Origin of the sequence: Actinocatenispora thailandica (assembly GCF_016865425.1) — a bacterium.
GTDB lineage: Bacteria > Actinomycetota > Actinomycetes > Mycobacteriales > Micromonosporaceae > Actinocatenispora > Actinocatenispora thailandica.
Map to the genome: position 1 here is coordinate 2,076,920 of NZ_AP023355.1, position 26,372 is coordinate 2,103,291.

The following is a 26,372-nucleotide window of genomic DNA, read 5'->3' on the forward strand; positions in this document are numbered from 1 at the left end:
GGAGACCGATGGCCGACCGTCGGGCCCGGGTGCTCGTGGCGCTGGTGCTGACCATGGGGCTGGCCGCGATGGACACCACGATCGTGGCGACCGCGCTGCCCTCGGTGGTGGCGGACCTGGGCGGCCGACACCTGTTCGCCTGGGTGTTCTCCACCTACCTGCTGGCGCAGACGGTGACCATCCCGCTGTACGGCAAGCTCGCCGACCTGTACGGGCGCAAGCCGGTGCTGATCGCCGGGGTGGCCACGTTCCTCGCGGCCTCCGCCGCCTGCGCGGCGGCACCGAGCATGCTGGCGCTGATCGTGTTCCGCGGCATCCAGGGCCTCGGCGCCGGGTCGATCCAGGCGACCGTCGCGACCGTCGCCGGTGACCTCTACACGATCGCCGAACGCGGCCGGGTGCAGGGCTGGCTGTCCAGCGTGTGGGGCATCTCGGCGCTGGTCGGGCCGGCCGCCGGCGGGCTGTTCAGCCAGTACGTCTCGTGGCGGTGGATCTTCCTGATCAACCTGCCGCTCGGCGGCTTCGCGCTCTGGATGCTGCTCCGCCACCTGACCGAACGCATCGAGCGGAAGCGGCACCGGATCGACTACGCCGGTGCCGCGCTGATCCTCGGTGCCACCGCCGCGCTGATCGTCGGGCTGCTGTCCGGTGACAGCCGGTGGCCGTGGCTGTCGGCTCCCGGCATCGGCGTGTTCGGCGTCGCGGCGGTACTCACCGGGGTGGCCGTGGTGGTCGAACGGCATGCGGCCGAGCCGGTGCTGCCGGGCTGGCTGTGGACCCGCCGCACCCTGGTCGGCGCGAACCTGACCATGGTCGTACTGGGGCTGATCGTGATCGGGATGAACACCGTGCTGCCCAGCTACGCGCAGCAGGTGTCCGGGTTGTCGCCGACCGCGGCCGGGTTCGTGCTCGCCGCGATGAGCATCACCTGGCCGATCTCCTCCAGCCTGTCCAACCGGCTGTACCTGCGGATCGGGTTCCGGGACACCGCCCTGGCCGGCACCCTGCTGGTGGTGCTCGCCACCGGCGTGCTGGTCCTGGTGCCGCCGAGCGGGCCGGCCTGGCAGCTGGTGGTCGCGACCGTGGTGATGGGCGGCGGTTTCGGGCTGATGTCCACCTCGATGCTGGTCGGCACCCAGTCCACGGTGGACTACGGCCGGCGCGGCGTGGTCACCGGCGGCACGATGTTCGGCCGCTACCTCGGTCAGAGCATCGGCGCCGCGGTGTACGCGGCGATCAGCAACGCCAGCCTGTCCGCCGCGCTGACCAGGCCGGTACCCGACCTGGGCCCGGTGCCCCGGCAGGTCGACGGCATCGGCCGGGCGCTCGCGGCCGACCCGCGGTCGGCGGTCGCGCACTACCTGCGGGCCGCCGTGCACACCGCGAGCCACCAGGTGTTCCTGGCGCTGCTGGGTACCGCGGTCCTCGGCGTCGGCTGTGTTCTGATCGCCCCGCGCCGCTTTCCCGTCCGCGACGACCGGTGAGCCCCCAACCGGGCGCTCCGCGGGCCGCGGCCCCGTCGGCCGCCGGGCCGGTGCCCGTCGACCGGCGAGCCGGCCGGTTCAGAGCAGGTCGGTGACGTCGGGGACCGGCCGGCGCGGGGTGGCGAACATCGGCCGTGACGGGTAGCCGATCCGCAGCACCAGGTAGGGCGAGCCGAGCCGGCCGGACATCCGGCGCAGCCGGGACCGGGCTTCCGGCACTTCCAGCGCCTGGGAGTACAGCGACGCCGCCAGGCCGGCGTCGGTGCCGGCGAGCAGCACCGCCTGCAACGCCTCGCCGACGGCGACCTGGTCGGCCGGATGCTCGCCCGGTCCGCCCAGCACCGCCACCAGCGGCGCCGGTTCGAAGCCGCGGTCCGGGCGCCGCGGCGCGCCGCCGTAGTCGCGGCCGGGCAGCAGGTCGCCCGGCTCCGGTCGGGGGCCGGCGGCCCGGCCGGGTATGCCGTCGGTGGCGCCCGCGTCCCGCCGGATCCACCGGGACACTTCCTGCTCGTACGCCGGGTCGGCGCGCAGTACCCGGTCGGCGTCGGTGATCAGCTCGCCGAGCATCCGTCGCGTCGCCGGCTCCACCACCAGGTCCAGCCAGCAGCCCCGGGTACGTGCCGCCTCGGTCAACGTGGCATGCAGCGCGGGGTCGACCGGCAGGTCGTCGCGGAACGGGTACCGGTTGCTGTGCCGGCGGGCGATCGCGGCGTGCAGCGCCTGCTCCCGCGGTGCGGCGGGCCGGGCGACTCCGGGCCGTACCACCGCGAGCAGTTCCGGGTCGGCCGGGTCGGGCAGCGCCGCGACGTCGGCGGCCCGGCCCAGCCGGACCGGGAACGCCAGCCGCAGGTTGTGCAGCGCCGCGCCGCAGGCGATGCGTGCCGCGACGCCGTCCGGGTCGGCCACCGGCAGCCGCCGCTCCGGATCCAGCCGCACCTCGATGCGCCCGGTACCGACGGCGAAGCGCCACGGCTGGCTGTTGTGCATCGACGGCGCGAGTATCGCGGAGGCGATCGTGCCGACGAGCGTCTCGGCGCTCACCGCCGGCCCGGCGGCCACGCCCGCGGCCCGTTCGGCGAGCTGCCGGGCGGCGCCGATCAGCCGCGGCTCGTCCTCGGTGTGGGCGGCCCGTTCGCGCAGTTCGACGAGCTCGCGCCAGAGCCGCGCCGGATCGGAGTGCTCGGCGCCGCGCGGCCCGCGCTGCAGGTCGCGTTCGGCCCGCCGTAGCAGGTCGCGGAGCTCACTCATCCGCAACTCCTCCCACGCCACGCCGCTGGCCGACGTCGCTACCCGCGGTGAGTCTGCCTGCGGTCCATTGTGCGGCCCGGTGCCCGGCTGGTGGGCCCGTTCGCGGTAGCCGGCGGATTCGCGGCAGCCGGTGGATCAGGCGGGCTGGATCAGCTCGACGGTCGTCCCGGACGGGTCGCGCAGGTAGCCGTACCGCGGACCGGGTGCGTCGAATTCTCCCGGTACCGGTGGGTCCGTCCGGTGCCAGCCGGCGTCGTCGGCGGCGGCCAGGACGGCGTCGAGATCGTCGACCAGCAGCGCCAGCCGCATGCCCCGGACATCGAACGCCCGGTACCCGCCGGGGCGGCCCGGCGCGAGTTCGATGCGGCGACCGCCTGCCGCGAGGACGACGCGCAGCGACGGCTCCTCACCGGTACCGACCGGTTCGCCGGCCGTGGTCACGTCGAAGCCGAGCACGTCGCGCCACAGCGCCAGCGACGGGCCGAGGTCGGAACTCGCCGGCGATGCCGGTTCGTCCGGCCGTTCCGGCAGCCAGCGGACCGTACCGGTGCGAAACCACACCCGCGGGTCGTCCGGGTCGTCCGGGCCGGGTGTCCCGCCACCGCGGCGGTCCGACACCAGCCGGCAGAGCGCCCAGGCGATGAGGACGAGCAGGTAGCCGGCGGCCAGCACACCGAAGGTCGGAACCAACCAGGTAGCGCCCGCAGCTGTCACCGGCCTGAGTCCTCTCTGGTTTTTGCCTGGGCAAGTATCGGGGCTGGCGCGCGGCGCCGAGGTCGGCCGAACGGGCGAGGTGCGGCGCCCGATCGGCCGGTGTCGTCGGGGCGAGGACCGGGTCCGGGAGCCGCCGCGCCGGTACGATCACGGGTACCCACCCCCGCGAACGCCGTCCACGGCGCACCGCCGAACCCGACCGCCGGCAGTGCCGACGACGCCGAACCCGACGGCCGGCAGTGCCGACGACGCCGAACCCGACGGCCGGCAGTGCCGACGGCCCGACGGTCGGCAGGGAGGGGAACGACATGACCGGCACCGCCAACCCGCCGATCCTGGTCGGCGTCGACGGTTCACCGGCGAGCCTCGCCGCCGCCCGGTGGGCGGCCGACGCGGCGAGCCTGCGCCGGCACCCGCTGCGGCTGGTGGCCGCGTTCCGCTGGCCCGCCCAGGCGTACACGGTGGAACCGCGTGGGGATCCGCCGGACACCGAGCAGATCCGGGACGACGCCCGCCGGCAGCTCGCCGCCGAGGTCGACCTGCTGCGCACCGAGTACCCGAACGTCACGATCGACGGTGACTTCGTCGAGGCGTCGCCCGCCCGGGTGCTGGTGGAACGGTCCCGCGACGCGGCCCTGACGGTGGTCGGCCAGCGCGGCGTCGGCGGGCTCTCCGGGCTGCTGCTCGGGTCGATCAGCGCGCAGGTCGCGGCGCATGCCAGCGGCCCGGTGGTGGTCGTCCCGGCGACCGAGAACGTACCGCCCTCCGGCGTCGACCGCCCGGTCGTGGTCGGCGTGGACGGGTCGACGCTGTCCGGGGCGGCGATCGAGTTCGCGTTCGCCGAGGCCTCCTGGCGGCGGGCCCGGCTGGTGGCCGTGCACGCCTGGATGGCGCCCGGCTCGGACCGCCCGCACGACCGGGTGCCGCTCTACTACAACCTCGACGAGGTGGCCGAGGAGGAGCGGCGGATGCTGTCCGAGTCGCTCGCCGGAATGCGCGCCGAGTACCCGGACGTGCCGGTCGAACCGGTACTGGTGCACGGCATGCCGGTGCCCGAGCTGCTGCAGCGCAGCGCCGACGCCTGGCTGCTCGCGGTCGGTTCCCGCGGTCGCGGCGGCTTCGCCGGCCTGGTGCTCGGCTCGACCAGCCGGTCGTTGCTGCATCGCGCGCCGTGCCCGGTCGCGGTGATCCGCTCCCGCTGACCGGTTCCGGGTGCCGAGCCGGCCGCGCCGGGCCGGCTCGTACGATCGGGCGATGCCGATCCTGCCGCCGGACGACGACGAGGCGGTGCCGGGCTACCTGCGGGCGCTCGGCCTGCCCGGGGCGATCGACCTGCACGTGCACTTCCTGCCGGACCGGGTGCTGCACAAGGTCTGGCGCTACTTCGACCGCGCCGAGCCGCTGCTCGGCGTGCGCTGGCCGATCACGTACCGGTGGGCGCAGCCGGCGCGGCTGGCGCACCTGCGCTCGCTGGGTGTGCTGCGGTTCCCGGCGCTGGTCTACCCGCACAAGCCGGGCATGGCCCGATGGCTGAACGACTGGGCGCTGGAGTTCGCCGCAGCGACACCCGACTGCCTGCCGTCGGCGACGTTCTTTCCCGAACCGGACGCGGTCGGCTACCTGGCCGACGCGCTGCGCCGGGGCGCCGTGGTGGTCAAGTCGCACCTGCAGGTCGGCGGGTACGACCCGCGCGACCCGCTGCTCGACGGCGTCTGGGCGCTGCTCGCCGCGCACCGGGTCCCGGTGGTCTGCCACTGCGGCCGGGGCCCGGAGGAGGGTGCGCACACCGGCGTCGGGCCGATCGGCGAGGTGCTGGCCCGCCATCCGGACCTGCGGCTGGTGGTGGCGCACCTGGGCATGCCGGACTACGCGAACTTCCTCGACCTGGCGCGGCGGTACCAGCACGTGTACCTGGACACCACGATGGCGTTCACCGACTTCGCCGAGCGGATCGCGCCGTTCCCGCCGGAGCTGGTACCGCTGCTCGACGTGCTCGCCGGCCGGATCGTGCTCGGCTCCGACTTCCCGAACATCCCCTACCCCTACGCGCACCAGGTCGCCGCGCTGCACCGGCTCGGTCTCGGTCCGGACTGGCTGCGCGCGGTCCTGCACGACAACGCCGCCCGGCTGCTCGCCGACGTCGCCGCGGGGTGACCACCTGCACACCGCCGACGGCCGGTACGGACCCTAGGGTCGGTGGGAGGGCCGTGGCGGCTGCACGGATGCGGGCCCTCGGGGCCGGCGAAGTGGGAGGGCGCATGGGCGAGACGATGACCGGGGTGTACCTGCCGGGTGAGCGCACGGTGCGGTTGGCGTCGGTGCCGGTCCCGGTGCCGGGGCCGGGACAGGTGCTGCTGCGGGTGGGCGCCTCCACGATCTGCGGCAGCGACCTGCGCGCCATCTACCGGGAGCACCTCGGCGCCGGCCCGGAGGCGTACCAGGACGTGATCGCCGGGCACGAGCCGGCCGGCACGGTGGTCCAGGTGGGTCCGCAGGTGGCGGGGCTGGCGGTGGACGACCGGGTGGTCGTCTACCACGTCAGCGGCTGCGGGCGCTGCGCCGACTGCCGGCTCGGGTACCAGATCAGCTGCACGTCGCCGGAGCGCGCGGCGTACGGCTGGCAGCGGGACGGCGGGCACGCCGAGTTCCTGCTCGCGCAGGCCCGCGACTGCCTGCCGCTGCCCCCGTCACTGTCCATGGTGGACGGTGCCTGCGTCGCGTGCGGTTTCGGCACCGCGTACGAGGGGCTGTGCCGGGCCGCCGTCTCCGGCGCGGACCGGCTGCTGGTGATCGGCCTCGGGCCGGTGGGCCAGGCCGTCGGACTGCTCGGCGGCGCCCTCGGCGCGCCGCTGCGGATCGGCGTCGACGTCAGTGCACGACGGCTGGCCGCCGCGCTGGAACTCGGCGCGATCGACCGGGCGGTGACCGTCGACGAGGCGGACGCCGCGATCGCCGAGCTGACCGGGGGAGCCGGCTGCGAGGTGGCGGTGGACTGCTCCGGCGCGACCGCCGGCCGGACCCTCGCGGTCCGCGGCACCGCCCGCCGCGGCCGGGTCGTGTTGCTCGGCGAGGGCGCCCGGCTCGACGTCGAGGCGAGCCCGCTGCTGCTGCACCGACAGCTGACCGTGCACGGGTCCTGGGTGACCAGCACGTACCGGATGGCCGAGCTGCTGGACCGGCTGGCCCGCTGGCAGCTGCACCCCGAGGTCGTGGTCACCGACCGGTTCGCCCTCGCCGACGCCGACGCCGCGTACCGGCTCGCCGACACCGGCGACCGCGGCAAGATCGCGTTGGTGCCGGCCGGGGCGGGCCGCTGACCGCGCCGCGGTCGACGCGGACCGGCCCCGGCCGGTGGCTGGCGGGTGCTCAGCGGCGGCGGGCGTGCAGGACGAGCATCCCGTCGTCGCCGTAGGCCGGCAGGGTGTCGTCACGCGGGACGGCGACGATCTCCAGGTCGTCGACCAGCGGCTCGAACACGTCGTGCAGGATCTCGGCGGTCACCGGCAGGCCGGGCCAGACCGACCCGTCGCCGAGCCGGTAGGTGGGCATCCCCGCCATGAACGCCGCGACCAGCCACCCGGCCGGCCGCACCGCGGCGACGAAGCCGGCACACAGCGACCGGAACTCGTCCTCCTCGGCGGTCACGCTCTCCGCGACGAAGTGCATCGACGCCAGGTCGTACGGCGGGGCCGGCGGCGCGGTCAGCGGCGCGCGGTGCACCTGCACCACCGACAGCGCCTGCCGCATGGTCGCCGGCAGTGCCGGGTCGAGCCGCCGGCACTCCGCGTAGAACGGCTGCCAGCTCGGCTCCGGCCCGTCGGCCAGCGTGCGCCGCAGGTACGCCACCCCGGCGGCGCCCGGCTCGACCGCGTCGATGTGCCGGCTGGCCGCCGCGGCCAGCAGCAGCGGGTACAGGTTGGGCCCGGCGCCGAGCTCCACGGTGCGCTCCAGCGAGCCGGGCTCGATCCGCCGGTACAGCGCGGAGTGCGCGGCGATCACCGCCGCGTCGCTGGGGTGCAGGGTGCGGTAGTTCTCGGCCAGGTACTGCTCGACCGGCCACGCGTCCCAGTCCGCGTCGGCGTTGCGCCGCGGCGCGGCGTCCTGCGCACCCTGCCGCGGCGCGGCGTCCTGCGCCCCCTGCCGCGGCGTGGCGCCGCCAGTACCGGGGGCTGTCGTGGCGTCGTGCGCGCCGGGCCGTGATTGCGCTGTCATGCCTGCTCCCGGGGCAGTTCGAAGCGGTCGGCGAGTTCGATCAGGACCGCGTTCAGCTCGTCGATCTCGGCGTCGGTGTTGGCCGCGGTGACCTGGATCCGCACGCCCACCTCGTCCCGCGGTACCAGCGGGTACGGCGCGAGCGTGACGTAGATGCCGCGGTCGAACAGGAACTGGCCCACCTCGGCGATTCCCGCGGCGCCGATCGGCAGCTCGATCACCGGCAGCCCGCTGCGGTTCGGCGTGACCAGCCCGAGCGTGCGGACGGTGTCGAGCACCCGGGCGGTGCGCCGGTACAGGTCGGCGCGCAGCGCGTCGCCGCGCCGCTCGTTGACGTCCAGCCCGGCGAGCACGGTGGCCAGCGACGCGGTCGGCGACGGCCCGGAGTACAGGTACGGCGCGGCGGCGACCTTCAGGTGCTCCTTGACCGCCGTGGGCAGCGCCAGGAACGCCAGCAGTGACGAGTACGCCTTGGAACAGCCGCCGACGAGGATCACGTGGTCGTAGCCGACGTCCAGGTGGCGCAGCACGCTGTTGCCGCGCATCCCGTACGGGCTGGTCTCGCCGGGCCGCCGCTCGCCGACCACGCCGAACCCGTGCGCGTCGTCGACGTAGCAGGTGGCGTCGTACTGCGCGCAGACCGCGGCGATGTCGGCGAGGTCCGGCAGGTTGCCGGTCATGCTGTTGACGCCGTCCAGGCAGACCAGGCGGGGGGCGGCGGCGTCGCGCAGCGCGGCGCGCAGCGCGTCCAGGTCCTCGGCGCGGAACCGGCGCAGGGTGGCGCCGGTGGTGGTCGCCGCCTTCGCCGCGTCGTACAGCGAGCGGTGCCCGCGTGCCTCCACGAACACGGTGCCGCCGGCGGCGAGCGCCGGGATCACCGCGTCGTGGATCAGCGTGATGGTGGGCAGGGCGAGCACGTCCGGCGCGTGCAGCAGTTCGGTGAGCCGGTCCTCGATGTCGACGTAGAGCCGCGGGCTGCCGAGCAGCCGGGACCAGCTCGGGTGGGTGCCCCAGCGGCGCACCGCCGGTTCGATCGCGGCCTGGATCTCCGGATCGAGATCGAAGCCGAGGTAGTTGCAGGAGGCGAAGTCGGTCAGCCAGTGGTCGCCGATCCGGATGCGGCGGCCGTCGATCTCGTCGATCACCGCGTCGCACATCGGGTGGGAGCGCTGCAGTTCGGTCAGGTCCGGCCAGCGGGTCGAGGGAGGGCCATGGCGTTCCTTCCTGGTCTTCGGGCGCCGTCTTCGGTCGCCGTCTTCGGTGCCGGTCTTCGGCGTCGGTCGTCGGTTGCCGGTCGTCGGTCATCGGTCGTTGGAGGCGGTGAGCATCCGCTCGGCCTCGCCGGGCGGCACCGGCTTGGAGAACAGGTAGCCCTGGCCGAAGCCGCAGCCGATCTCGATGAGCAGGTCGCGCTGCTGCGCGGTCTCGATGCCTTCGGCGATCAGCTGGACCCCGAACGTGTCGGTGATCCGGATGATGCCCTCCAACAGCCGCAGGTCCTGCTGGCTGCTGGTGATCCCGCGGACGAACGACTTGTCGATCTTGATCACGTCGATCGGCAGCTCGCGCAGGTAGCTCAGCGACGAGTACCCGGTGCCGAAGTCGTCGATGGCCAGCCGTACCCCGAGCGACTTCAACGCGCGCAGGTCGGTTTCGATCTTGTCGTGCCGGCCCATCAGCACGCTCTCGGTCAGCTCCAGTACCAGCGCCTCGCCGGGTAGCTGTGCCGACTCCAGCGCGGTGTGCACCCCGGCGACGAACCCGCCGTCGTGCAACTGCCGGGCCGAGACGTTGACGCTCACGTACGGTGGGGTCGACCAGTCGGTGCGACGCCGCCAGCCGGCCAGGTCCGCGGTGGCCCGCTGCAGCACCCAGGCGCCCAGCTGCACGATGTGGCCGGTCTCTTCGGCGAGCGTGATGAACCGTTCCGGCAGGACGACGCCGTGCCGCCGGGTGGGCCAGCGGGCGAGCGCCTCCATCGCCACGATCCGGTCGTCCGCGAGCTCCACGATGGGCTGGTAGCGCAGCCGGAACTCGTCGGAGCGGACCGCCTCCTCCAGCTGCGCCGACAGTGCCCGGCTCTCCAGCATCCCGGTGTGCAGCTCCGGCTGGAACCGGCACCACTGGCGGCGGCCGGCGGCCTTCGCCGCGTACACCGCGAGGTCGGCGTGCCGCAACATCTCGTCGACGTCGCCGGACTCGGCCGAGGTGGCGATCCCGACACTCGCGGTGGCGCGGGTGGTGCCGTCGGTCAGGGTGTACGGCAGGGCCAGCGTGTCGGTGAGCCCGGCGGCGATGCGTTCCACGTCGGCCACCGAGTCGACGTCCTCCAGCAGCAGCGCGAACTCGTCGCCGCCGAGCCGGGCCGCGGTGTCGGAGCCCCGGACCGATCCGGACAGCCGGTTCGCGACCGCCACCAGCAGCCCGTCGCCGGCCGAGTGCCCCAGCGTGTCGTTGACGATCTTGAAGTCGTCCAGGTCGACGAACATCACCGCGGCGAGCTTGCCGGTACGCCGGGCGCGGGCCAGCGCGTGCGCGACGCGGTCGGCGAACAGCGGCCGGTTCGCCAGGCCGGTCAGCGGGTCGTGGAACGCGCGGTGCCGCAGCTCGGCCTCCAGCCGGCGGCGCGCGGTGACGTCGCGCAGTGTCAGTACCAACCCGCGTACGGTCGGGTCGGCCCGCAGGTTGGCGTACCGCACCTCCCAGAAGACCTCGCCGTCCTGGTCCGCGCTCAGCCGCCACTCCTCGTGCCCCTCGGCCGAGTCGTACGCGCGCATCCGACCCAGCGAGGCGATCACCCGGCTGCGGTCGGTGGTGCCGACGAGCTCGGGCAGCAGCTGGCCGGGCAGCGGCGGTTCCCCGAACATCGTCGCGGCCGACGGGCTCGCGTACCGCACGGTGTCGCCCTCGTCGACGATCAGGATGACGTCGAACGAGTTGTGCACCAGGGTGCGGAAGTACGCCTCGCTCTTGCGCCGGCCGACCTCCTCGGCGAGGTCGACCCGCCCCACCGCGAGCGCGACCTGCGCGGCGAGGGTCTCCAGGGCGTCCTGGCTGGCGGCGAGCGCCGCGCGGTCGGCGCCGACGGCCAGCACACCGGACGCCTGGGGCCGCGCCTCCTCCCGGGGCAGCGCGCACAGCAGTACGCAGTCCGAGCCGCGGAACCGGTCCGCCAGCATCTCCGGAAGCTCGCCGGTCGGCACGATCGTGGTGCCGGCGTGGCCCAGCGCGACGTCGCGGACCACCGGGATCGAACCGCGCCGCCAGACCAGCGGGTCGGGATCGCCGGTGACCTCGATGACCTGCTCGCCCCGGTGCACCGCGGCGAGCGAGCGGTGCGGTGCGCCGGCCGGTACCAGGCGGTCGACCGCCTCCCGCAACCGGTCGCAGATCTGGCCGTGGTCGAGCGCGCCGACCAGGTCGGCCGCGGAGCTGCGCAGCGCGCGTTCGCGCTCCACCGCCCGCCGGTGCGTCCGGACCACCCCGGCCAGCCGCAGGATGACCAGCGTGAACAGCACGATCGTCGCGCCGATGCCGGCCCGGACGAAGGACTGGTCGTGGATGATCACCTCGACCAGCAGCAGCACCGGCGGGATCAGCGCCGCGGCGCTGATCATGATCAGCCGGGACAGCGGCAGCAGACCGGCCGGCCTGGGTGGTAGTTGCTCGGTGAGGCCCACCATCGACGGCCACAGGGCGGCCAGCCCCACGCCCAGTAGAACAGCAGCCAGCCGACGTCGATCGCGCTGCCGACCGCCCAGTGCCCGTTGAGCTGTAACAGTCCGTACGCGACGTCGGAGCCGAGGATGCCGGCGGTGCCGATGGTCAGCAGCCGCACCGACGGGTTGCGGGTGCCGTCGGGCGAGAACACCAGCCGGGCCAGCATCAGCAGCATCAGCACGTCACCCAGCGGGTACGCCATGGCGGTGATCCGGTTGAGCGGATCGTGCTCGGCGCGCAGCGGCTGGATCAGGAACACCCAGGACAGCAGGCCGACGCCGCCGGTGACGATCAGTGCGTCGATCACCGCACCCAGGTCGCGACCGGTGCGGTACCGGTTGAAACCGGCGAGACCGATCGCGAACAGCGGATAGGTCGCGAGGTACAGCACGTCGGCGGCCGACGGGAACGGGTTGACCGCGCCGAAGTAGGTGGTCAGCACGTTGTAGACGGTGTCGCCGGAGCTGTAGGCGAGGTTGGCCGCGGCCAGCAGCAGCCACGGCCAGATCCGCGCCGGCCGGTACAGCACGATGCCGGCGATGATGCCGCCCACGCAGCTGAGCCCGATCAGCCCCCACGTGACCAGGTGCCAGTCGGGGCGGGCGAAGTAGCCGGCGGCGAGCACGGCCATCCACGCCGAGTAACCGGCGGCCAGCCGCCAGGTCAGCTCCGGCCGTGCGGCCATCTGCCACCCCCCGACGCCGGCTGCCGGTGCCACCGCGGGCGGCACCGGTGGAAGCCCACGATACGCCCGGCTTCCACCACGGAACGTTATCTCTCCCGGCGCTGGAGCGTCCTGCTACGCGCCCGCGGCCACGGACATCACACGCGTCCCGGCGCCGCGGATGCGCCAAGATCGTCTACCTGCCGTAGAAGTGGAGGCGGCGCCGGCGCGTCGAGTGTCGTGATTCCTGCCGGCTGGCCGGGCCGGGCGGCCCGTATGATTTCGGCACGGACGCCACGGAACCCACCCCACAGTTGGCTCGCCGGTTGGGCACCGGCGACGCGGTGATCATCGGGCTCGGCTCGATGATCGGTGCCGGCGTGTTCGCGGCGTTCGGCCCGGCCGCCCGCGCCGCCGGGACCGGCCTGCTGGTGGGCCTCGCCATCGCCGCGCTGATCGCGTACTGCAACGCCACCTCGTCCGCGCAGCTCGCCGCGGCCTACCCCACCTCCGGCGGCAGTTACGTGTACGGCCGGGAGCGGCTCGGCGACTGGTTCGGCTTCACCGCCGGCTGGGGATTCGTGGTCGGCAAGACCGCCTCCTGCGCGGCGATGGCGCTCACCTTCGCCGCGTACGCGATCCCGGGGCACCCGTGGCTCCAGCGGCTGGTCGCGGTGGCCGCGGTGCTGTCGCTGGCCGCGGTCAACTACCGGGGCGTGACGAAGACGGCGCTGCTGACCCGGATCCTGGTGGCGGCCACCCTGGTGGCGCTGGCCGTACTGGTGGTCGGGGTCGGGGTGGGCGGCGGGGCGTCGACCGCGCACCTGGGCGGCTGGCCGGCGGTGACCGCGGCCGGGCCGTACGGGATCCTGCAGTCGGCCGGGCTGCTGTTCTTCGCGTTCGCCGGCTACGCCCGGATCGCCACGCTGGGTGAGGAGGTGCGCGACCCGCGCCGTACCATCCCGCGCGCGATCCCGGTCGCCCTCGGCATCGTCGTGGTGGTGTATGCCGTGGTCGGGGTGGCGGCCTTGCTCGCCGCCGGGCCGGACCGGCTGGCCGCGGCGGTCGCGCCGCTGGCCGAGGCGGTCCAGGATGCGGGTGCCGGCGGGCTGTCCCCGGTGGTCCGGGTCGGCGCGGCGCTGGCCAGCCTGGGCGCGCTGCTGGCGCTGATCGCCGGCATCGGCCGGACCAGCCTCGCCATGGCCCGCAACGGCGACCTGCCTCGCTGGCTGGCCGCCGTGCATCCGCGGTACCGGGTGCCGCACCACGCCGAGCTGGCGCTCGCGGTGGTGGTGTCGCTGCTGGTACTCGGCGCCGACCTGCGCGGCGTGATCGGCTTCTCGTCGTTCGGGGTGCTGGTCTACTACGGCGTCGCGAACGCGTCCGCGTTCACCCAGCCGGCGGCCGACCGGCGGTGGCCCCGGGTGCTGCAGGTGCTCGGCGTGCTGGGCTGCCTGACCTTGGTCGGCACGCTGCCCTGGGTCTCGTTGCTGGCCGGCGTGGTGCTGTTCGCGGCCGGCCTGGCCGGCCGGCTGCTGGTGTTGCGCCACCGGGCGGCGTCGGTCGGCTGACGGTCGTCGGTCGGCGTCGGTTGGCGGGCCGCTTGGTCGGCGGGGCGTCAGCGGGCCGAGGACTCGCGGGCGATCAGGGTGTAGCCGGCGGACAGCCGGCGCGGCCGGTCCGGCGGGGTGTCGGCGCGGATCCGGGACAGCAGCAGCTCGACCGCGGTGGCCGCGATCGTCGCCTTGTCCGGCGCGATCGTGGACAGCGACGGCGTCGCGTACGAGCCCTCCTCGGCGTCGTCGAAGCCGATCAGCGCGACCCTTCCCGGCACCGGGACGCCGCGGGTGTGCAGGCAGCGCAGCGCGCCGAGGGCGAGCAGGTCGTTGAAGCAGAACACGCCGTCGGGCGGGTCCGGCCGGTCGAGCAGCGCGGCCATCGCCGCGTACCCCTCGGCGCGGTGGAACCGGGGCGCCGGTAGTGCCAGCGCCGGATCGGGGTCGAGCCCGGCGTCGGCGAGCCCCTTGCGGTAGCCGGCGTAGCGCTGCCGGGCGGTGGCCCCGGTGCCGACCGACTGCACGCCGATCGCGGCGATGCGCCGGCAGCCGCGCTCGGCGAGATGGCGGGTGGCCTCGCGGGCGGCCCGGATGTTGTCGATGCCGACGTGGTCGGTCGGGCCGCGCAGGCCGCGCTCACCGAGCAGCACCATCGGCGTCGAGTCGGTGCGCCGGCGCAGGTCGGCGACGCCGAGCGCGAGCGGGCTGAACAGCACCCCGTCGACCAGGTGGTGCCGGATGCCGCCCAGTACGACGAGTTCCCGGTCCCTGGCGCCGGCGGTCTGGTCGATCAGCACCGTGTACCCGTGGGACGCGGCGGCATCGACGACCAGGCTGGCGAGTTCGGCGAAGTAGGGCACGCCGAGTTCCGGTACCGCGAGGGCCAGCACTCCGCTGCGCCCGGAGCGCAGGCTGCGTGCCGTCGCGTTGGGCCGGTAGCCGAGCTCGTCGATGGCGCGCTGCACCCGTTCCCGGGTCGTGGCGGACACGTGCACGTACCCGTTGACGACGTTGGACACGGTCTTGACCGAGACGCCGGCGAGCGCCGCCACGTCCTTCAGGTTGGTACCCATCTCACCTCCGCCACCGACCGGGTTCGCGCCGCCCCGCAGCGTATCCCGACCGCGTCGAGTGCCCTCGGTTGGCGGGTGCGCGGTCCTGGTCGGACGATCATCGGTGCGCCGGAGCGGCCCCGGCGATGCGTCGTTTCCCGGCCGGGCCCCTTTTACAACGATGTAATAGACTGCCCGGGACGTGCCGCACACCAGTCGAGGAGAGCGCCACCGTGCCCCACCCCGTACCGCGCCCGGAATACCCGCGGCCCCAGTTCGCCCGGCCGGACTGGCTCAACCTCAACGGACCCTGGCAGTTCGAGTTCGACCGGGGCGACAGCGGGATGGACCGCGGGCTGGTCGGCCGCGAGCTCACCGGGGAGATCACGGTGCCGTTCTGCCCGGAGTCGAGCCTGTCCGGCATCGGTGACACCGACTTCCACACCGCCGTCTGGTACCGCCGGGACGTCGAGGTGCCCGCCGGCTGGGCCGGCCGTCGGATCCTGCTGCACTTCGGCGCGGTCGATCACGACGCAACGGTCTGGGTCGACGGCGCCGAGGTCGGCCGGCACCGCGGCGGGTTCACCGGCTTCACGGTCGATCTCGGCGAGGCGGCGACGCCGGGGGAGACCGCCACGATCGTGGTACGGGCGCGCGATCCGCGCACCGGGCCGCAGGCGCGCGGCAAGCAGTCCACCCGGTACGCCAACCACGACTGCGACTACACCCGAACCACCGGCATCTGGCAGACGGTGTGGCTCGAACCGGTCCCGGCGGTGCACCTGCGCCGGCCGCGGATCACCCCGGACCTGGCCGGCTCCGCGTTCGACCTGGTGCTGCCGCTGTCGGCCAACCGCGCCGGGTACCGGGTGCGGGCCGCCCTGTCCGACGCCGACGGCGTCGTGGCCGTCGGCGACACCGCCGCGGACCTCGACCTCGCGCCGCGGCTGCGCCTCGCCGTCCCGGCCCCGCGGCGCCGGGTCTGGCAGCCGGGCGACCCGCACCTCTACCAGCTGCGGCTGGAGCTGCTCGACGCCGACGGCGCCGTCGTGGACGCCGTGGACAGCTACGCCGGGCTGCGGTCGGTGTCGATCGACGGCACCGCGGTCCGGCTCAACGGCGCGCCGGTGTTCCAGCGGCTGGTGCTCGACCAGGGCTACTACGCCGACGGGATCCTCACCGCGCCGGACGACGCGGCGCTGCGGCAGGACATCGAGCTGGCGATGGCGGCCGGCTTCAACGGCGCCCGGCTGCACCAGAAGGTGTTCGAGGAGCGATTCCTCTACCACGCCGACCGGCTCGGCTACCTGGTGTGGGGGGAGTTCGGCGACTGGGGCTGCAACGGCTACGGCCCGGACGGCGACAACCAGCGGCCGGACCCGAGCTACGTCGCGCAGTGGCTGGAGGCACTGGAGCGCGACCACTCGCACCCGTCGATCGTCGGCTGGTGCCCGCTGAACGAGACCTGGCAGCGCCGCACCGACCAGATCACCGTGCTCGACGACGTGACCCGGGCGATGTACCTCGCCACCAAGCTCGCCGACCCGAGCCGGCCGGTGCTGGACGCCTCCGGCTACGCCCACCGCGTCCCGGGCGCCGACGTGTACGACTCGCACAACTACACGCAGGACCCGGCGACGTTCACCGCCGAGGTGGTCGACGGCTTCCCGTACACCAACCCGGGCGGCGACGCCGCCGACTCCTGGTCGCTGCCGTACGCGGGGCAGCCGTACTTCGTCAGCGAGTTCGGCGGCATCTGGTGGAACCCGGACGCGGGCGAGGACGAGTACTCCTGGGGGTACGGGGTCCGGCCGTCCACCGTGGAGGAGTTCCACCAGCGGTTCGAGGGCCTGGTCGGCGCGCTGCTCGGCGATCGCCGGATGTTCGGCTACTGCTACACCCAGCTGACCGACGTCTTCCAGGAGCAGAACGGCATCTACCGCTTCGACCGGAGCGTCAAGCCCGGCGTCGACCTGGCCCGCCTGCGCGCCGCCCAGCAGCGTCCCGCCGCCACCGAACGCTGACCCCGCCCCGCCGTCCCGGTGCGGGTTGATCATGGTGTTGTCCTGCTCGGCAAGCGCATTCCGCTCCGATGACACCATGATCGATCCGACGGGACGGGCCGGGGCCGGGGCTACTTGATGCCGGTGTTGGCGATGCCTTCCACGATCCGGCGCTGGACGACCAGGAACACCGCGAACAGCGGCAGCGCGCCGAGCACCGCGGAGGCCATCACCTGTGCGTACCGGATGCCGTAGGAGTCCTGCACGACGTTGAGCCCGACCGGGATCGTCATCACCTCGGTCGAGGTCATCGTCAACAGCGGCCACAGGAAGTTGTTCCAGCTCCACACGAAGGTGAAGATGAACACCGCGGACGCCGCCGGCCGGCACAGCGGCAGGAAGATCCGCGAGTACACCCGGAACCAGCCGGCGCCGTCGATGCGCGCCGACTCGGCCAGCTCGCCGGGCAGCCCGGCGAAGAACGACGCGAACACGAACACCGCCACCGAGGTCGGCACCGACGGCAGGATCAGCGCCCAGTACGTGTTGAGCAGGTGCAGCCCGGCGAACTCCTGGAACTGCGGCATGATCAGCGTCTGCGGCGGGATCAGCAGCCCGGCCAGCACCAGCCCGGTGACGATGCGCCGGCCGCGGAAACGCACCCGGGCCACCGCGAAGCCGGCCATCGAGCACACCACGACCGCGAACACCGCGGTCAGCAGCGCGACGAGGAAGCTGTTCAGGTACCAGACCGGCATCCGGCCGGCGGACAGCACCTGGCGGTACGCGTCCAGGGTCGGATGGCTGGTCCACCAGGTGGCGGGCGCGGTGGTGATCTCGCTCTCCGGCCGGATCGAGGTGTCCACCGCCCACACCATCGGCACCAGCCACAGTGCGGCGAACACCACCAGCACCACCACGCACAGTACGGTGAAGGCGCGGTGCCGGGGGTCCACCGGCGCCTTGGCCGGCGCGGTCCGGATCGGGGCCTCGGGTACCGTCAGCGTCGCCATCTCAGGCCCTCCTGCGGCTGATCGCGAACCAGACTGCCGACACCGCGAGGATCACGACGAAGTACAGCATCGAGGCGGCGGCGCCGTAACCGGTGCGGAAGTCGGTGAACCCGACGTCGTAGATGTACTCGATCACCGGCCGGGTCGAGTAGTTGGGCCCGCCGACGGTGAGCAGGTAGATCTGGTCGAACACCTTGAGCGAGGCGATGGTCTGCAGCATCGTGACCAGCGCCGTGGTCCGGGACAGCAGCGGTACGGTGATCCGCCGCCACTGCGCGCCGGGGCCGGCGCCGTCCACCGCGGCCGCCTCGTACAGCTCGCGCGGGATGTCCTGCAGCCCGGCGAGGTAGAGCACGAAGTTGAAGCCGATCGTCCACCACACGGTCATCAGCGCGACCGCGATCATCGCCCAGTTCGGGTCGGCCAACCAGGCCGGTGCGGGCAGCCCCAGCGCGTCCAGCCAGGTGGCGAACAGCCCGGTCTGCGGCACGTACATCCAGGTGAAGACCAGGCCGACGCAGGTCACCGGCATCACGTAGGGGGCGAAGAACACCAGCCGGAAGAACCACCTGCCGCGCCGGATGCGGTCGGTGAGCATCGCGAGCGCGAGCGCCACGAGCACCAGCGGCGGCGTGGTCAGCAGGGTGAACAGCACCGTGTGCCACATCGACGACCAGAAGTCGCTGCTGGTCAGCGCCTCGGTGTAGTTGCCGAAGCCGGCGAACGGGCCGAGCCCGGAGCGCACCGAGCTGCCGTCGAAGAAGCTCATCAGCAGCCCGTAGAGCGCCGGGCCGATCAGGAACGCCAGGTAGAGCACGAGGAACGGGGTCAGCAGCCCGAAGCCGGCCCGGGTCTGTCCGATGGTGCCGGCGCCGCGCGGGGTGTCCCGCACCCCGGGCAGCGCGCCGGTCGGCGGCGCGGCAGCCGTGGCACTCATCGGCGTTCCCTTCCAGCCGCGGTGACCCGACGATGGCGCTCGCTCATGACTGCGTCCCTCCCACCGGGGCCGGCTTGCCGGCGTAGTCGGCCAGTTTCTGGCGCAGTTGCGCGATCGCGGCGGCCGGATGCAGCTGGCCGGCCTCGACCGCGGACACCGCGAAGCCCATGATGTTCTCGAAGTCGGAGCCGGCACCGGAGTACCAGCCGGCCGGGTCGTAGATCGCCGCCTTCGCCGCCGGCACGTACTGCGACTGCGGCTCCATCTTCCGGAACGTCGCGGAGTCCTGGATCTCGCGGAACGCCGGGATGTGCCCGCCCTTGGCCCAGATCAGGCTGTTGTCGAGCAGCCCGCGGACCAGGGTGAGGCTCTCGTCGCGGCGCCGCGCGTCGCGACGGGCGTTGCGCGGCAGGATCAGCGCGTGCGAGTCGGCGAAGCAGTGGTACGTGCCACCGAACAGGTTCGGCACCGGCGCCACCGAGAACGGCGTCTTCGCACCCTGATAGGTCGGGATCTGCCACTCGCCGTCGAACAGCAGCCCCACCTTGCCGGACGCGAACAGCTGCGTCACGCCGGAACCGTCGATGTTGGACGGCATCAGCTTGCGCTGCACGGTCAGCTCGCGGGCGAACGAGAGCGCCCGCTCCGCCTTGGCGTCGTCGAGCACGATCCGGGTGCCGTTGTCGGCGAGCACCTGGCCGCCGAGCTGCCCGTACAGCGTGTCGAACCAGCGCCAGCAGGTCGCCGGGTCGGCGTTGACGTTGACCACCCCGCCGTACCCGCCGGTCACCTTCGCGCACGCGGACAGCGCCGCGATCAGCCCGTCGGTGCCCTCGATCGGTTTCAGTTTCCCGGATGCGTCCAGCAGGCCGGCCTTCCTGCACACGTCGGTGCGGTAGAACATCACGAACGGGTGGGTGTCCAGCGGGATCGCGTACTGGCTGCCGCCGACCTGGCCCTTGCGCCAGGCGGCGGTGGTGAACCGGTCGCCGGTCAGCCCGTGCGCGGCCAGGTCGTCGGCGCGCAGCGGCTCGACCAGGTTGCCGTCGGCGAGCGTGGGCAGCCGGGACAGGTGGGTGATCGCCACGTCCGGCGGCCGGTTGCCGATGACCGCGAGCGCCAGCTTCGTGTAGTACGGCGTGCCCCAGGCGAGCGTGACCGCGTCGACGTGCACGCGAGGGTGGCGGGCCCGGAACCTGTCGGTCATCGCGACCATGTTGATGCCGTCGCCGCCGGTGAACAGGTTCCAGTAGGTCAGCGAGGTCGCATCCGGCCCGGTGCCGGCGATCCCGGCCGCGAGTGGGCTTCCGCAGCCGGCGGTCAGCGCCCCGACGCCGGCCAGGCCGAGCGCGCCGAGAGCGGCGCGCCGGGAGGTGCCCTGCGGGTACGAGACGGTCATGGCGGCCTCCTGCCGGAGCGGGTGACCCTGTTTTTACATCGTTGTACATTTCCTGTAAAGACCGCGTGTCGGGCGGCGACCGGCGTGAGGTCGCGACGGCCGCCGCCCGGTGACCCGGCGGAGCGGTCAGTAGGTGTCGGTCACCGTCACGTTGCGGTAGGCCGCGGTGCTGTCCTCGGTGACCAGGCCGGGCTGCCCGTTGAGCAGCACCGGGAAGGTGGTGCCGGTGAACGTGCGGTCCTGCGCCTGCGCCCCGTCCAGGAAGAACGTGTAGTGCGCGCCCGACTTCACCACCTTCAGCGTGTGGTATGCGGCGGGGTCGAAGCCGGCCGGCAGCGGCGAGTTCTGCCACGGTTGCTCGACGCCCTGCACGACCGCGTGGGTGGCGAGCACGTCGTACTGCCGGTCCAGGAAGACCTCGACGTGGTTCGCCGCGTCGGCGTAGGAGGCGTAGATGCCGTACTTCGGGTACGCCGAGGTGCTGCCGGTGCCGGTCCACGCCACGTCGGCGGACACGGTGAAGTTCTCGTAGTTCGGGTTCGCCGCGTAGAACAGCCTGGTCCAGCCGGTGCCGCCGAACGAGGTGAGCGCCGCGCTGTGCGGGTCGGTCACCGTCCAGTTGCCGGTACGCCGGCCCGCGCTGCCGTTGCCCTCCGCCGCGTCGCCGAACGCGTCGCCCCAGCCCGAGGCGTACGGGTTCGGGTTCGGGCTCGACCCCGGCTCGCCGGACGGCAACGGCAGCGCCACGCCGTCGTTCACCGGGTAGCCGAGCAGCGGCGAGCCGTCCCGGGGGTCCCAGTACAGCTGCTGCGCGCGCAGCCGCCGACCCGGATCGCAGCCGGTGGTGTTGTCGTGCACGATGAACCAGTCCGCGGTGCCGTCCGGTGACGTGATCGGTTGGAACGATGCCGATCCGATCACCCCGCCGTGGTACTTGAAGATCGGCCCGGTCTTGCTCCACGCCGCCGCGTTCAGCACGTCGTTGCTGCCGTTGGTCAGCAGCCCGACGGCGTAGCTGCGGGTGCCGCAGAAGCTCGCCGAGTAGGTGAGGTAGGTCTTCCCGCCGTGCCGGAAACCGACCGGGCCCTCGTTCACCGGGAAGTACCCGACCGAGGACTGGTCCGGCTGGTCGGGGTTGCCGACCGTCTCCCACGGCCGGGTCGGTGCGGAGATCTCCACCCGGTTGCCGGACACGTGCAGCGGATCGCTCATCGGCGCCACGTAGATGCGTTGCGCGGTGTCCGATGTGGACCGCCAGCCGGACCAGGCCAGGTAGAGGGTGCCGTCGGCGCCGGTGAACACGTCCGGGTCGATCGCCCACTGCCCGCTGGGTTCGGTCAGTTGCCCGTGCGGCGCACCGGTGTTCGCCTCGTGGTAGCCGCCGGTCGGGTCCGCGCCGTCGGCCTGCAACACGTACAGTCGGTGATCCGCCCCGGCGCCAGCGGTGTAGTAGATGTAGAACGTGCCGCCGATCCGGTGGATCTCCGGGGCCCACACCTCGGCGGAGTTCGGCGCGCCGCTGGGAATCTGCCACACGTCGTGCTTCTCGGCGTTGCCGAACCCGGTCAGCGTCGCCGACTTCCACACGCACAGCCAGCCGCCGTCGCAGCCGTCGGTGCTGGTCAGGTAGTAGTACCCGTTCCAGCGCACGAGGTACGGATCGCTGGTGGTGCCGCGGATCGGGTTCGCGAACGTGCCGGTCGCGCGCGGCGTGCCGGCCTGACTCGTGGGGGACAGCAGGACCCCGATCAACAGTGCGACCGCGACCAGCGCGGCCGCCGCGAGCACCCGTCTGGGTGCCAGCCGGGGAAGTGCTACGGCCATGGCGTACCTCCCGAGGGACGGGGCCCGGTGCCAGGTCCGTGCCGGGCGCGGCGGGCACCCCGCAACGGGCCCTCGGAGTGTTGCCAGAAATGTACAACGTTGTAGAGATTGCGTCGAGACGTCCGAGCCGGCTCATGGGCAGTGGGTTAACTGGTGCACTGGTTGTGGGGTATGCTACTCAACTAATGAACCAACCAGCTCTGTCCGGCGGGAGTGACGCGTGAAAGACAGTGGACCGATCTTCGCCCAGATCGCCGACCGGCTGACCGACGAGGTCGCCGACGGCACGCTCGCCGAGGGGGAACGCATTCCCTCGACCAACGAACTCGCGACCTTTCACCGAGTCAACCCGGCCACCGCCGCCCGCGCCCTGTCCGTACTGGTCGACGAGGGGATTGCGGAGAAGCGGCGCGGCGTGGGCATGTTCGTGGCCGCCGGGGCGCGCGAGCGGCTGATGCGGGTACGCCGGCGCCAGTTCGCCGACAGCTACGTGCGGCCGTTGGTGACCGAGGCGAACCGGCTCGGGCTCGGCCGGCAGGAGTTGCTGGCGCTGGTGCGCGACGAACTCGCCGAGCTCGCCGCGGTGGCCCCGGCGCCCGCCCGGAGCACGTCGTGACGCCGGCGGTCGCGGTCTCGGGCCTGGGCCTGCGATACCCGGGACGCGGCGGGCACCAGGCCCTGTCCGAGGTCAGCTTCGAGATCCCGAGCCCGTCGATCGTCGGTCTGCTGGGGCGTAACGGTGCCGGCAAGACCACCCTGCTGCGCATCCTGACCGGCCAGGGGTTCGCCAGCACCGGCAGCGTGCGGGTCTTCGGCGCGGCGCCGCTGGAGAACGACGCGGTGCTGCGCCGGATGGTGCTCATCCGCGAGGACCAGACCTACCCCGACCTGAAGATCGAGCAGGCGCTTGCCGCGGCCGCGCTGTGCTACCCGAACTGGGACGCCGGGCTCGCCGCAACCCTGCTCGACGCGTACGAGCTGCCGGTGCGGCGCAGCATCAAGAAGCTGTCCCGCGGCATGCGCGCCGCGCTGGGCATCGTGCTCGGGCTGGCCGCGCACGCCGAGGTGACCCTGCTGGACGAGCCGGTCGCCGGCCTCGACGCCGCCGTGCGGGACATGTTCTACCAGCACCTGCTGGCCGACTACACCGCACATCCGCGCTGCATCGTGCTCTCCACCCACCTCATCGACGAGGTCGCCGACCTGCTGGAACGGGTCCTGGTCATCGACCACGGCCGGCTGGTGATCGACGCGCTCACCGACGACCTGCGCGGCAACGCCGTCACGGTCACCGGTCGGACCGACGACGTCGACCGCTTCGTCGCCGACCGCGCGACGCTCAGCCGCCGTGCCCTGGGCGCGCAGGCCACGGTGGTGATGGCCGGCCGGCTCGACCAGCGTGACCGGCAACTCGCCGAGCACCTGCGCCTCGACGTCGGCTACCTCACCCTGCAACAGCTGGCCATGCACGCCGTGGACTCCGCGGCGGGCGCCACACTCATCCCGACGGGGGCATCGTGACCACCACCGCCGCACCGCGCGTTCCGCCGATCCTCACCGTGTCCCGCTACCTGCTGCTGGATCGCGTCACCTACCTGGTGCTGCCCTGGCTGTGGGCCGCGTTCGGCTTCGGCCTCGACGTCGTCATCCTCAAACTCCTCCCCGACGACCACTCCGCGCAGCGCTGGGTCGGCGGCCTGCTCGCCGCGTTCGCCGTGGTGTTCGCCCTCGGCATCCAGACGGTCGCCCGAGCCCTTCCGTTCGGCCTGGCACTCGGCGTCAGCCGCCGCACCTACTTTCTCGGCGCCAGCGCGCTGGCCGCCGGGCTGGCCGCCTGCTTCGGTACCGTCGTCACGATCGGCCAGGTGGTCGAGCGCGGCACCGGTGGCTGGGGCATCCGGATGGCGTACTTCCGGGTGCCCGGCGTGCTGGACGGAACCTGGTGGCAGACCTGGCTGACCGCCTCCGCCGCGTTCGTGCTCGTGTTCGCCTACGGCATGTGGTATGGCCTGGTCCACCGCGGCGCCGGCCTGATCGGCACCGTGGTGTTCGGTGCAGCGCAGGGCGCCCTGCTCACCCTGCTCGCCGCGATCGTCACCTGGACGCACAACTGGCTCCGCCTCGGCCACCTGCTCGCCACCGGCCCGGTCGCCGCGATCCTCGCCGGTCTGGCCGCGCTGCTGCTCGCCGGCGGACTGCTCACGGTCCGCCGGCTGCAGATCTGACGGCGGGAACGGCCGGCTACCGTTCCCCGCCGTCGGTGTTCGCCGCGTCGGTACCGGACGGCTCCCGTAGTCCGGCGCCGCCCGGCCGGTCGGCACCGCGTCGCTCGCGCGCCCGGTCGACGTCGCGGCGTTCGCGTTGCCGGTCGGCGCGGCGGTGCCGGCGGCGCCGTTCGGTACCGCTCCCGCCGGGCGCGGCGCCCAACCGGGCAAGATCGATGCGCAGGCTGGTGATCCGGGTCCGCAGCGCCGGCAGCTGGTCGGGCGCCGTTGCCGCGGTGATCGCGAGCCAGCCCTGGGCCCGCTGCAGCCGGCGGATCAGCCGGCCCGCCTGGCGACCGCGCGCCTTCGCGCCCCGCCGGTTCGCCGAGCCACGAGCCTCCCGCCGCACCGTCCCGCGCAACCGGCGGCGCACCCGGTACCGGCGCCGCCTGGTACGCAGCGACCGGATCTCCGCGTCGGTGACCAGCGTGCCGAGACCCGGCTGCGCCCCGCCGTCTGCTCCGGCAGCGCCGGCCAGGGCCGGGTCGGTGGCGACGACGTGCCGGTACCAGCGCCACTCGGCGCGCATCGCCAGCCGGTAGACGACGAAGAATCCGGCGAGAATGACGACCACCTTGACCAGCATCCCGATCATCGGTTCGAGCTGCCCGGTGATCAGCGGCGAGTTCCACAGGAAGTGCATCGACCAGGCGACCGCGAACATCCCGACGGCGAACAGCACCCGCACCGGCAACGGGCGGTCCCGGCGCAGCAGCGCGTACCCGATGCCGTAGCCGGAGCAGGCGGCGAACACCCAGTGCGACGGCAGCAGGCCGAGGATCCCGCGTACGCCGAGGATCTGGGCCAGGCCGGTCGCATCGCTGCTCGGGTCGTTCAGCGCGCCGTTCATCGCGTACGAGATGTCCTCGACGACCTGGAAGCCGAGCCCGCACCAGGCGCCGATGAACAGCCCGTGGATCGGCCGGGACACCCAGCGGATGCCGATGCCGATCACCGCGAGGGTACCGACCGCCTTCAGCCACTCCTCGTTGCTCGGGCCGGCGATCGCGGCGCCCCAGTCGTTCGCGGTCTGCGCGCCGAGCGTCGTCGACAGCGAGGCGAGCAGGTTGTCGTTGACGTAGAAGGCGATCGCGACGGCGATGATGCCGCCCCAGGCGACCGCGGCGACCGCGAGGGTCGTCGGTGGCCGGTGGATCACGCTGAGCCAGACGACGACGAGCCCGACGACGACGCCGAGGGCGAGGTTGGCACCGACCGCGGTCGCCGCTGCCGCCGGCGCGAGCACCTGCAACGGCTGGAACGCCGACAGCAGCGAGAAGAACGCGACGACCAGCAGCGCCAGGTACACCCAGTAGGTCCAGTTGCGCGGCTGCCACAGCAGTTCGCGTGGTGACGGGAGTGCCGGCGCGGTCATGTGTTCGCCCCCGAGATCGAGTCGTACAGCGCACTCAGCTGCGGCTGGTAGCCGTCGAGACGCTCCGGCGCGGCGAGGACCAGGACCGACACCACGCGGTCGGCCTGCCGCAGCACGCTGAGCCGGCCGATCCGGTCGTCGCCGACCGCGGTACCGGTCCCGCCCGCGTACCCGTGCCTGGTGCGCTGGACCGACTCCTGGGTCGCCGCGATGTGCGCCACGGTCAGCAGCCGGGCCCGGCGCTGGAACAACGTCTCGGCTGACGGCGGCGGTCCGGTGACCGTCAGCGCGGTCACGCTGACCCGGTCGCCGCGATGCGTCAGGACCAGCTGCGCGTCGGACTGGCTGTCGATCTGCCACCCGGGGATGGGGTCGACCCGGGTCGACTCGGCGTCGGCGGTCAGCGTCACCGTCTCGTGCGGATCGGCCGTTCTGGTCGACCCGGGGGTACTCCTCGCAAGGATCGTGATCGCGCCGACGAGCACCGCGAGGAGTAGCACGACGACGATCGCCGGCCACCGCGCGCCGGCACGGTCGGCGGTCCCGGTAGCGGCCATCCGTACCTCCAAAGATCGACTTCTGGCCAGTAAAGAGGCCGGTCACCGCGGTACGCGGGGAAAGCGGCGACTGTGGCACATCCGAGTTAACCGATCGGCGGGTGTTCGAGGTGCCTCGCGCGGTTCGGCCCGGATAGCCCTCGTTCATCCGCCCGGCCGGCGCCCGGCCCGGTCGGGGTACGGCTGCGTCGACGCGGTCGGGCCACGGCGCGCGCCGAGCTGGCGGCGGACGCGCGGCGCGCGCGCCGGCGGCGCGGGTGTGCCACCCCGGCCGGGTGGCCGGGGTCTTGTCAGCTCGGCTCCCAGGTATGAGAATTCGATTTCTCACCCAAAAGGTACTCAGCTGGCAA

22 protein-coding genes are annotated in these 26,372 nt (G+C 73.3%); 9 read left to right on the top strand and 13 right to left on the bottom strand.

Features of this window, described 5'->3' with window-relative positions; all coding sequences use genetic code 11:
- Positions 1-8 precede the first annotated feature (8 nt).
- Positions 9-1,484, top strand: coding sequence for an MFS transporter (locus Athai_RS09170; protein ID WP_203961103.1), 1,476 nt, complete (start codon positions 9-11; stop codon positions 1,482-1,484).
- Between the two features lie 78 nt (positions 1,485-1,562).
- Here Athai_RS09170 and Athai_RS09175 read toward each other — a convergent pair whose 3' ends face one another.
- Both Athai_RS09175 and Athai_RS09180 read right to left on the bottom strand, forming a co-directional pair.
- A complete protein-coding gene (locus tag Athai_RS09175; RefSeq protein ID WP_239156825.1) occupies positions 1,563-2,732 on the bottom strand; it encodes an Acg family FMN-binding oxidoreductase in 1,170 nt (389 codons plus the stop codon).
- Positions 2,733-2,867: 135 nt separating this feature from the next.
- Positions 2,868-3,446, bottom strand: a complete 579-nt coding sequence (locus Athai_RS09180; protein WP_203961104.1) for a VOC family protein — start codon at positions 3,444-3,446, stop codon at positions 2,868-2,870.
- A gap of 308 nt (positions 3,447-3,754) precedes the next feature.
- Here Athai_RS09180 and Athai_RS09185 point away from each other — a divergent pair, with 308 nt between their 5' ends.
- From Athai_RS09185 to Athai_RS09195, 3 genes are all read left to right on the top strand, one after another.
- Positions 3,755-4,648, top strand: a complete 894-nt coding sequence (locus Athai_RS09185; protein ID WP_203961105.1) for a universal stress protein — start codon at positions 3,755-3,757, stop codon at positions 4,646-4,648.
- Between the two features lie 52 nt (positions 4,649-4,700).
- Positions 4,701-5,600, top strand: coding sequence for an amidohydrolase family protein (locus Athai_RS09190; RefSeq protein WP_203961106.1), 900 nt, complete (start codon positions 4,701-4,703; stop codon positions 5,598-5,600).
- Between the two features lie 104 nt (positions 5,601-5,704).
- Complete coding sequence (locus tag Athai_RS09195; RefSeq protein ID WP_203961107.1) at positions 5,705-6,763, top strand: zinc-dependent alcohol dehydrogenase family protein; 1,059 nt, start codon at positions 5,705-5,707, stop codon at positions 6,761-6,763.
- A gap of 49 nt (positions 6,764-6,812) precedes the next feature.
- Here Athai_RS09195 and Athai_RS09200 read toward each other — a convergent pair whose 3' ends face one another.
- From Athai_RS09200 to Athai_RS09215, 4 genes are all read right to left on the bottom strand, one after another.
- Positions 6,813-7,658: a hypothetical protein gene (locus Athai_RS09200; RefSeq protein WP_203961108.1), complete on the bottom strand. Its 846-nt coding sequence runs from the start codon at positions 7,656-7,658 to the stop codon at positions 6,813-6,815.
- Positions 7,655-8,803, bottom strand: coding sequence for an aminotransferase class I/II-fold pyridoxal phosphate-dependent enzyme (locus Athai_RS09205; protein ID WP_239156826.1), 1,149 nt, complete (start codon positions 8,801-8,803; stop codon positions 7,655-7,657). The genes Athai_RS09200 and Athai_RS09205 overlap by 4 nt, the downstream gene beginning before the upstream one ends.
- 156 nt (positions 8,804-8,959) lie before the next feature.
- Positions 8,960-11,368, bottom strand: coding sequence for a putative bifunctional diguanylate cyclase/phosphodiesterase (locus tag Athai_RS09210; RefSeq protein WP_203961110.1), 2,409 nt, complete (start codon positions 11,366-11,368; stop codon positions 8,960-8,962).
- A complete protein-coding gene (locus Athai_RS09215) occupies positions 11,278-12,063 on the bottom strand; it encodes a hypothetical protein (protein ID WP_203961111.1) in 786 nt (261 codons plus the stop codon). Before Athai_RS09215 ends, Athai_RS09210 begins: the two co-directional genes overlap by 91 nt.
- 305 nt (positions 12,064-12,368) lie before the next feature.
- Here Athai_RS09215 and Athai_RS09220 point away from each other — a divergent pair, with 305 nt between their 5' ends.
- Positions 12,369-13,613 (top strand): APC family permease, encoded by a 1,245-nt coding sequence (locus tag Athai_RS09220; RefSeq protein WP_275422376.1) that lies wholly within the window; start codon positions 12,369-12,371, stop codon positions 13,611-13,613.
- A gap of 47 nt (positions 13,614-13,660) precedes the next feature.
- On the opposite strand, the gene Athai_RS09225 is transcribed toward Athai_RS09220, so the two are convergent.
- Complete coding sequence (locus Athai_RS09225; protein WP_203961112.1) at positions 13,661-14,671, bottom strand: LacI family DNA-binding transcriptional regulator; 1,011 nt, start codon at positions 14,669-14,671, stop codon at positions 13,661-13,663.
- Positions 14,672-14,883: 212 nt separating this feature from the next.
- Between Athai_RS09225 and Athai_RS09230 the strand changes: the two genes are divergently transcribed.
- Positions 14,884-16,674: a glycoside hydrolase family 2 protein gene (locus tag Athai_RS09230; protein ID WP_203961113.1), complete on the top strand. Its 1,791-nt coding sequence runs from the start codon at positions 14,884-14,886 to the stop codon at positions 16,672-16,674.
- Positions 16,675-16,784: 110 nt separating this feature from the next.
- Here the strand turns inward: Athai_RS09230 and Athai_RS09235 are convergent, their stop codons facing one another.
- The 4 genes from Athai_RS09235 to Athai_RS09250 form a co-directional block, all read right to left on the bottom strand.
- Positions 16,785-17,666 (bottom strand): carbohydrate ABC transporter permease, encoded by an 882-nt coding sequence (locus tag Athai_RS09235; RefSeq protein ID WP_203961114.1) that lies wholly within the window; start codon positions 17,664-17,666, stop codon positions 16,785-16,787.
- A 1-nt stretch (position 17,667) separates the two neighbouring features.
- Positions 17,668-18,603: a carbohydrate ABC transporter permease gene (locus tag Athai_RS09240; protein ID WP_203961115.1), complete on the bottom strand. Its 936-nt coding sequence runs from the start codon at positions 18,601-18,603 to the stop codon at positions 17,668-17,670.
- Between the two features lie 43 nt (positions 18,604-18,646).
- Positions 18,647-20,002, bottom strand: coding sequence for an extracellular solute-binding protein (locus Athai_RS09245; protein WP_203961116.1), 1,356 nt, complete (start codon positions 20,000-20,002; stop codon positions 18,647-18,649).
- A 126-nt stretch (positions 20,003-20,128) separates the two neighbouring features.
- A complete protein-coding gene (locus Athai_RS09250; RefSeq protein WP_203961117.1) occupies positions 20,129-21,826 on the bottom strand; it encodes a glycoside hydrolase family 43 protein in 1,698 nt (565 codons plus the stop codon).
- 220 nt (positions 21,827-22,046) lie between these two features.
- Between Athai_RS09250 and Athai_RS09255 the strand changes: the two genes are divergently transcribed.
- The 3 genes from Athai_RS09255 to Athai_RS09265 are packed head-to-tail and all read left to right on the top strand — an operon-like array spanning position 22,047 to position 24,051.
- Positions 22,047-22,442 (top strand): GntR family transcriptional regulator, encoded by a 396-nt coding sequence (locus tag Athai_RS09255; RefSeq protein ID WP_203961118.1) that lies wholly within the window; start codon positions 22,047-22,049, stop codon positions 22,440-22,442.
- On the top strand, positions 22,439-23,347 hold the full coding sequence (locus Athai_RS09260) for an ATP-binding cassette domain-containing protein (RefSeq protein ID WP_203961119.1): 909 nt from the start codon (positions 22,439-22,441) through the stop codon (positions 23,345-23,347). Before Athai_RS09255 ends, Athai_RS09260 begins: the two co-directional genes overlap by 4 nt.
- A complete protein-coding gene (locus tag Athai_RS09265; protein ID WP_203961120.1) occupies positions 23,344-24,051 on the top strand; it encodes a hypothetical protein in 708 nt (235 codons plus the stop codon). The genes Athai_RS09260 and Athai_RS09265 overlap by 4 nt, the downstream gene beginning before the upstream one ends.
- 16 nt (positions 24,052-24,067) lie before the next feature.
- Here Athai_RS09265 and Athai_RS09270 read toward each other — a convergent pair whose 3' ends face one another.
- Complete coding sequence (locus tag Athai_RS09270; protein WP_203961121.1) at positions 24,068-25,465, bottom strand: PrsW family intramembrane metalloprotease; 1,398 nt, start codon at positions 25,463-25,465, stop codon at positions 24,068-24,070.
- Positions 25,462-26,022: a hypothetical protein gene (locus Athai_RS09275; protein ID WP_203961122.1), complete on the bottom strand. Its 561-nt coding sequence runs from the start codon at positions 26,020-26,022 to the stop codon at positions 25,462-25,464. The genes Athai_RS09270 and Athai_RS09275 overlap by 4 nt, the downstream gene beginning before the upstream one ends.
- Between the last annotated feature and the right edge of the window lie 350 nt (positions 26,023-26,372).

Coding starts and splice junctions, on each gene's coding strand:
- Athai_RS09170 (WP_203961103.1), top strand. CDS start 9: ATGGCCGACCGTCGGGCCCGGGTGCTCGTGGCGCTGGTGCTGACCATG.
- Athai_RS09175 (WP_239156825.1), bottom strand. CDS start 2,732: ATGAGTGAGCTCCGCGACCTGCTACGGCGGGCCGAACGCGACCTGCAG.
- Athai_RS09185 (WP_203961105.1), top strand. CDS start 3,755: ATGACCGGCACCGCCAACCCGCCGATCCTGGTCGGCGTCGACGGTTCA.
- Athai_RS09190 (WP_203961106.1), top strand. CDS start 4,701: ATGCCGATCCTGCCGCCGGACGACGACGAGGCGGTGCCGGGCTACCTG.
- Athai_RS09195 (WP_203961107.1), top strand. CDS start 5,705: ATGGGCGAGACGATGACCGGGGTGTACCTGCCGGGTGAGCGCACGGTG.
- Athai_RS09200 (WP_203961108.1), bottom strand. CDS start 7,658: ATGACAGCGCAATCACGGCCCGGCGCGCACGACGCCACGACAGCCCCC.
- Athai_RS09215 (WP_203961111.1), bottom strand. CDS start 12,063: ATGGCCGCACGGCCGGAGCTGACCTGGCGGCTGGCCGCCGGTTACTCG.
- Athai_RS09225 (WP_203961112.1), bottom strand. CDS start 14,671: ATGGGTACCAACCTGAAGGACGTGGCGGCGCTCGCCGGCGTCTCGGTC.
- Athai_RS09235 (WP_203961114.1), bottom strand. CDS start 17,666: ATGGCGACGCTGACGGTACCCGAGGCCCCGATCCGGACCGCGCCGGCC.
- Athai_RS09240 (WP_203961115.1), bottom strand. CDS start 18,603: ATGAGTGCCACGGCTGCCGCGCCGCCGACCGGCGCGCTGCCCGGGGTG.
- Athai_RS09245 (WP_203961116.1), bottom strand. CDS start 20,002: ATGACCGTCTCGTACCCGCAGGGCACCTCCCGGCGCGCCGCTCTCGGC.
- Athai_RS09250 (WP_203961117.1), bottom strand. CDS start 21,826: ATGGCCGTAGCACTTCCCCGGCTGGCACCCAGACGGGTGCTCGCGGCG.
- Athai_RS09270 (WP_203961121.1), bottom strand. CDS start 25,465: ATGACCGCGCCGGCACTCCCGTCACCACGCGAACTGCTGTGGCAGCCG.
- Athai_RS09275 (WP_203961122.1), bottom strand. CDS start 26,022: ATGGCCGCTACCGGGACCGCCGACCGTGCCGGCGCGCGGTGGCCGGCG.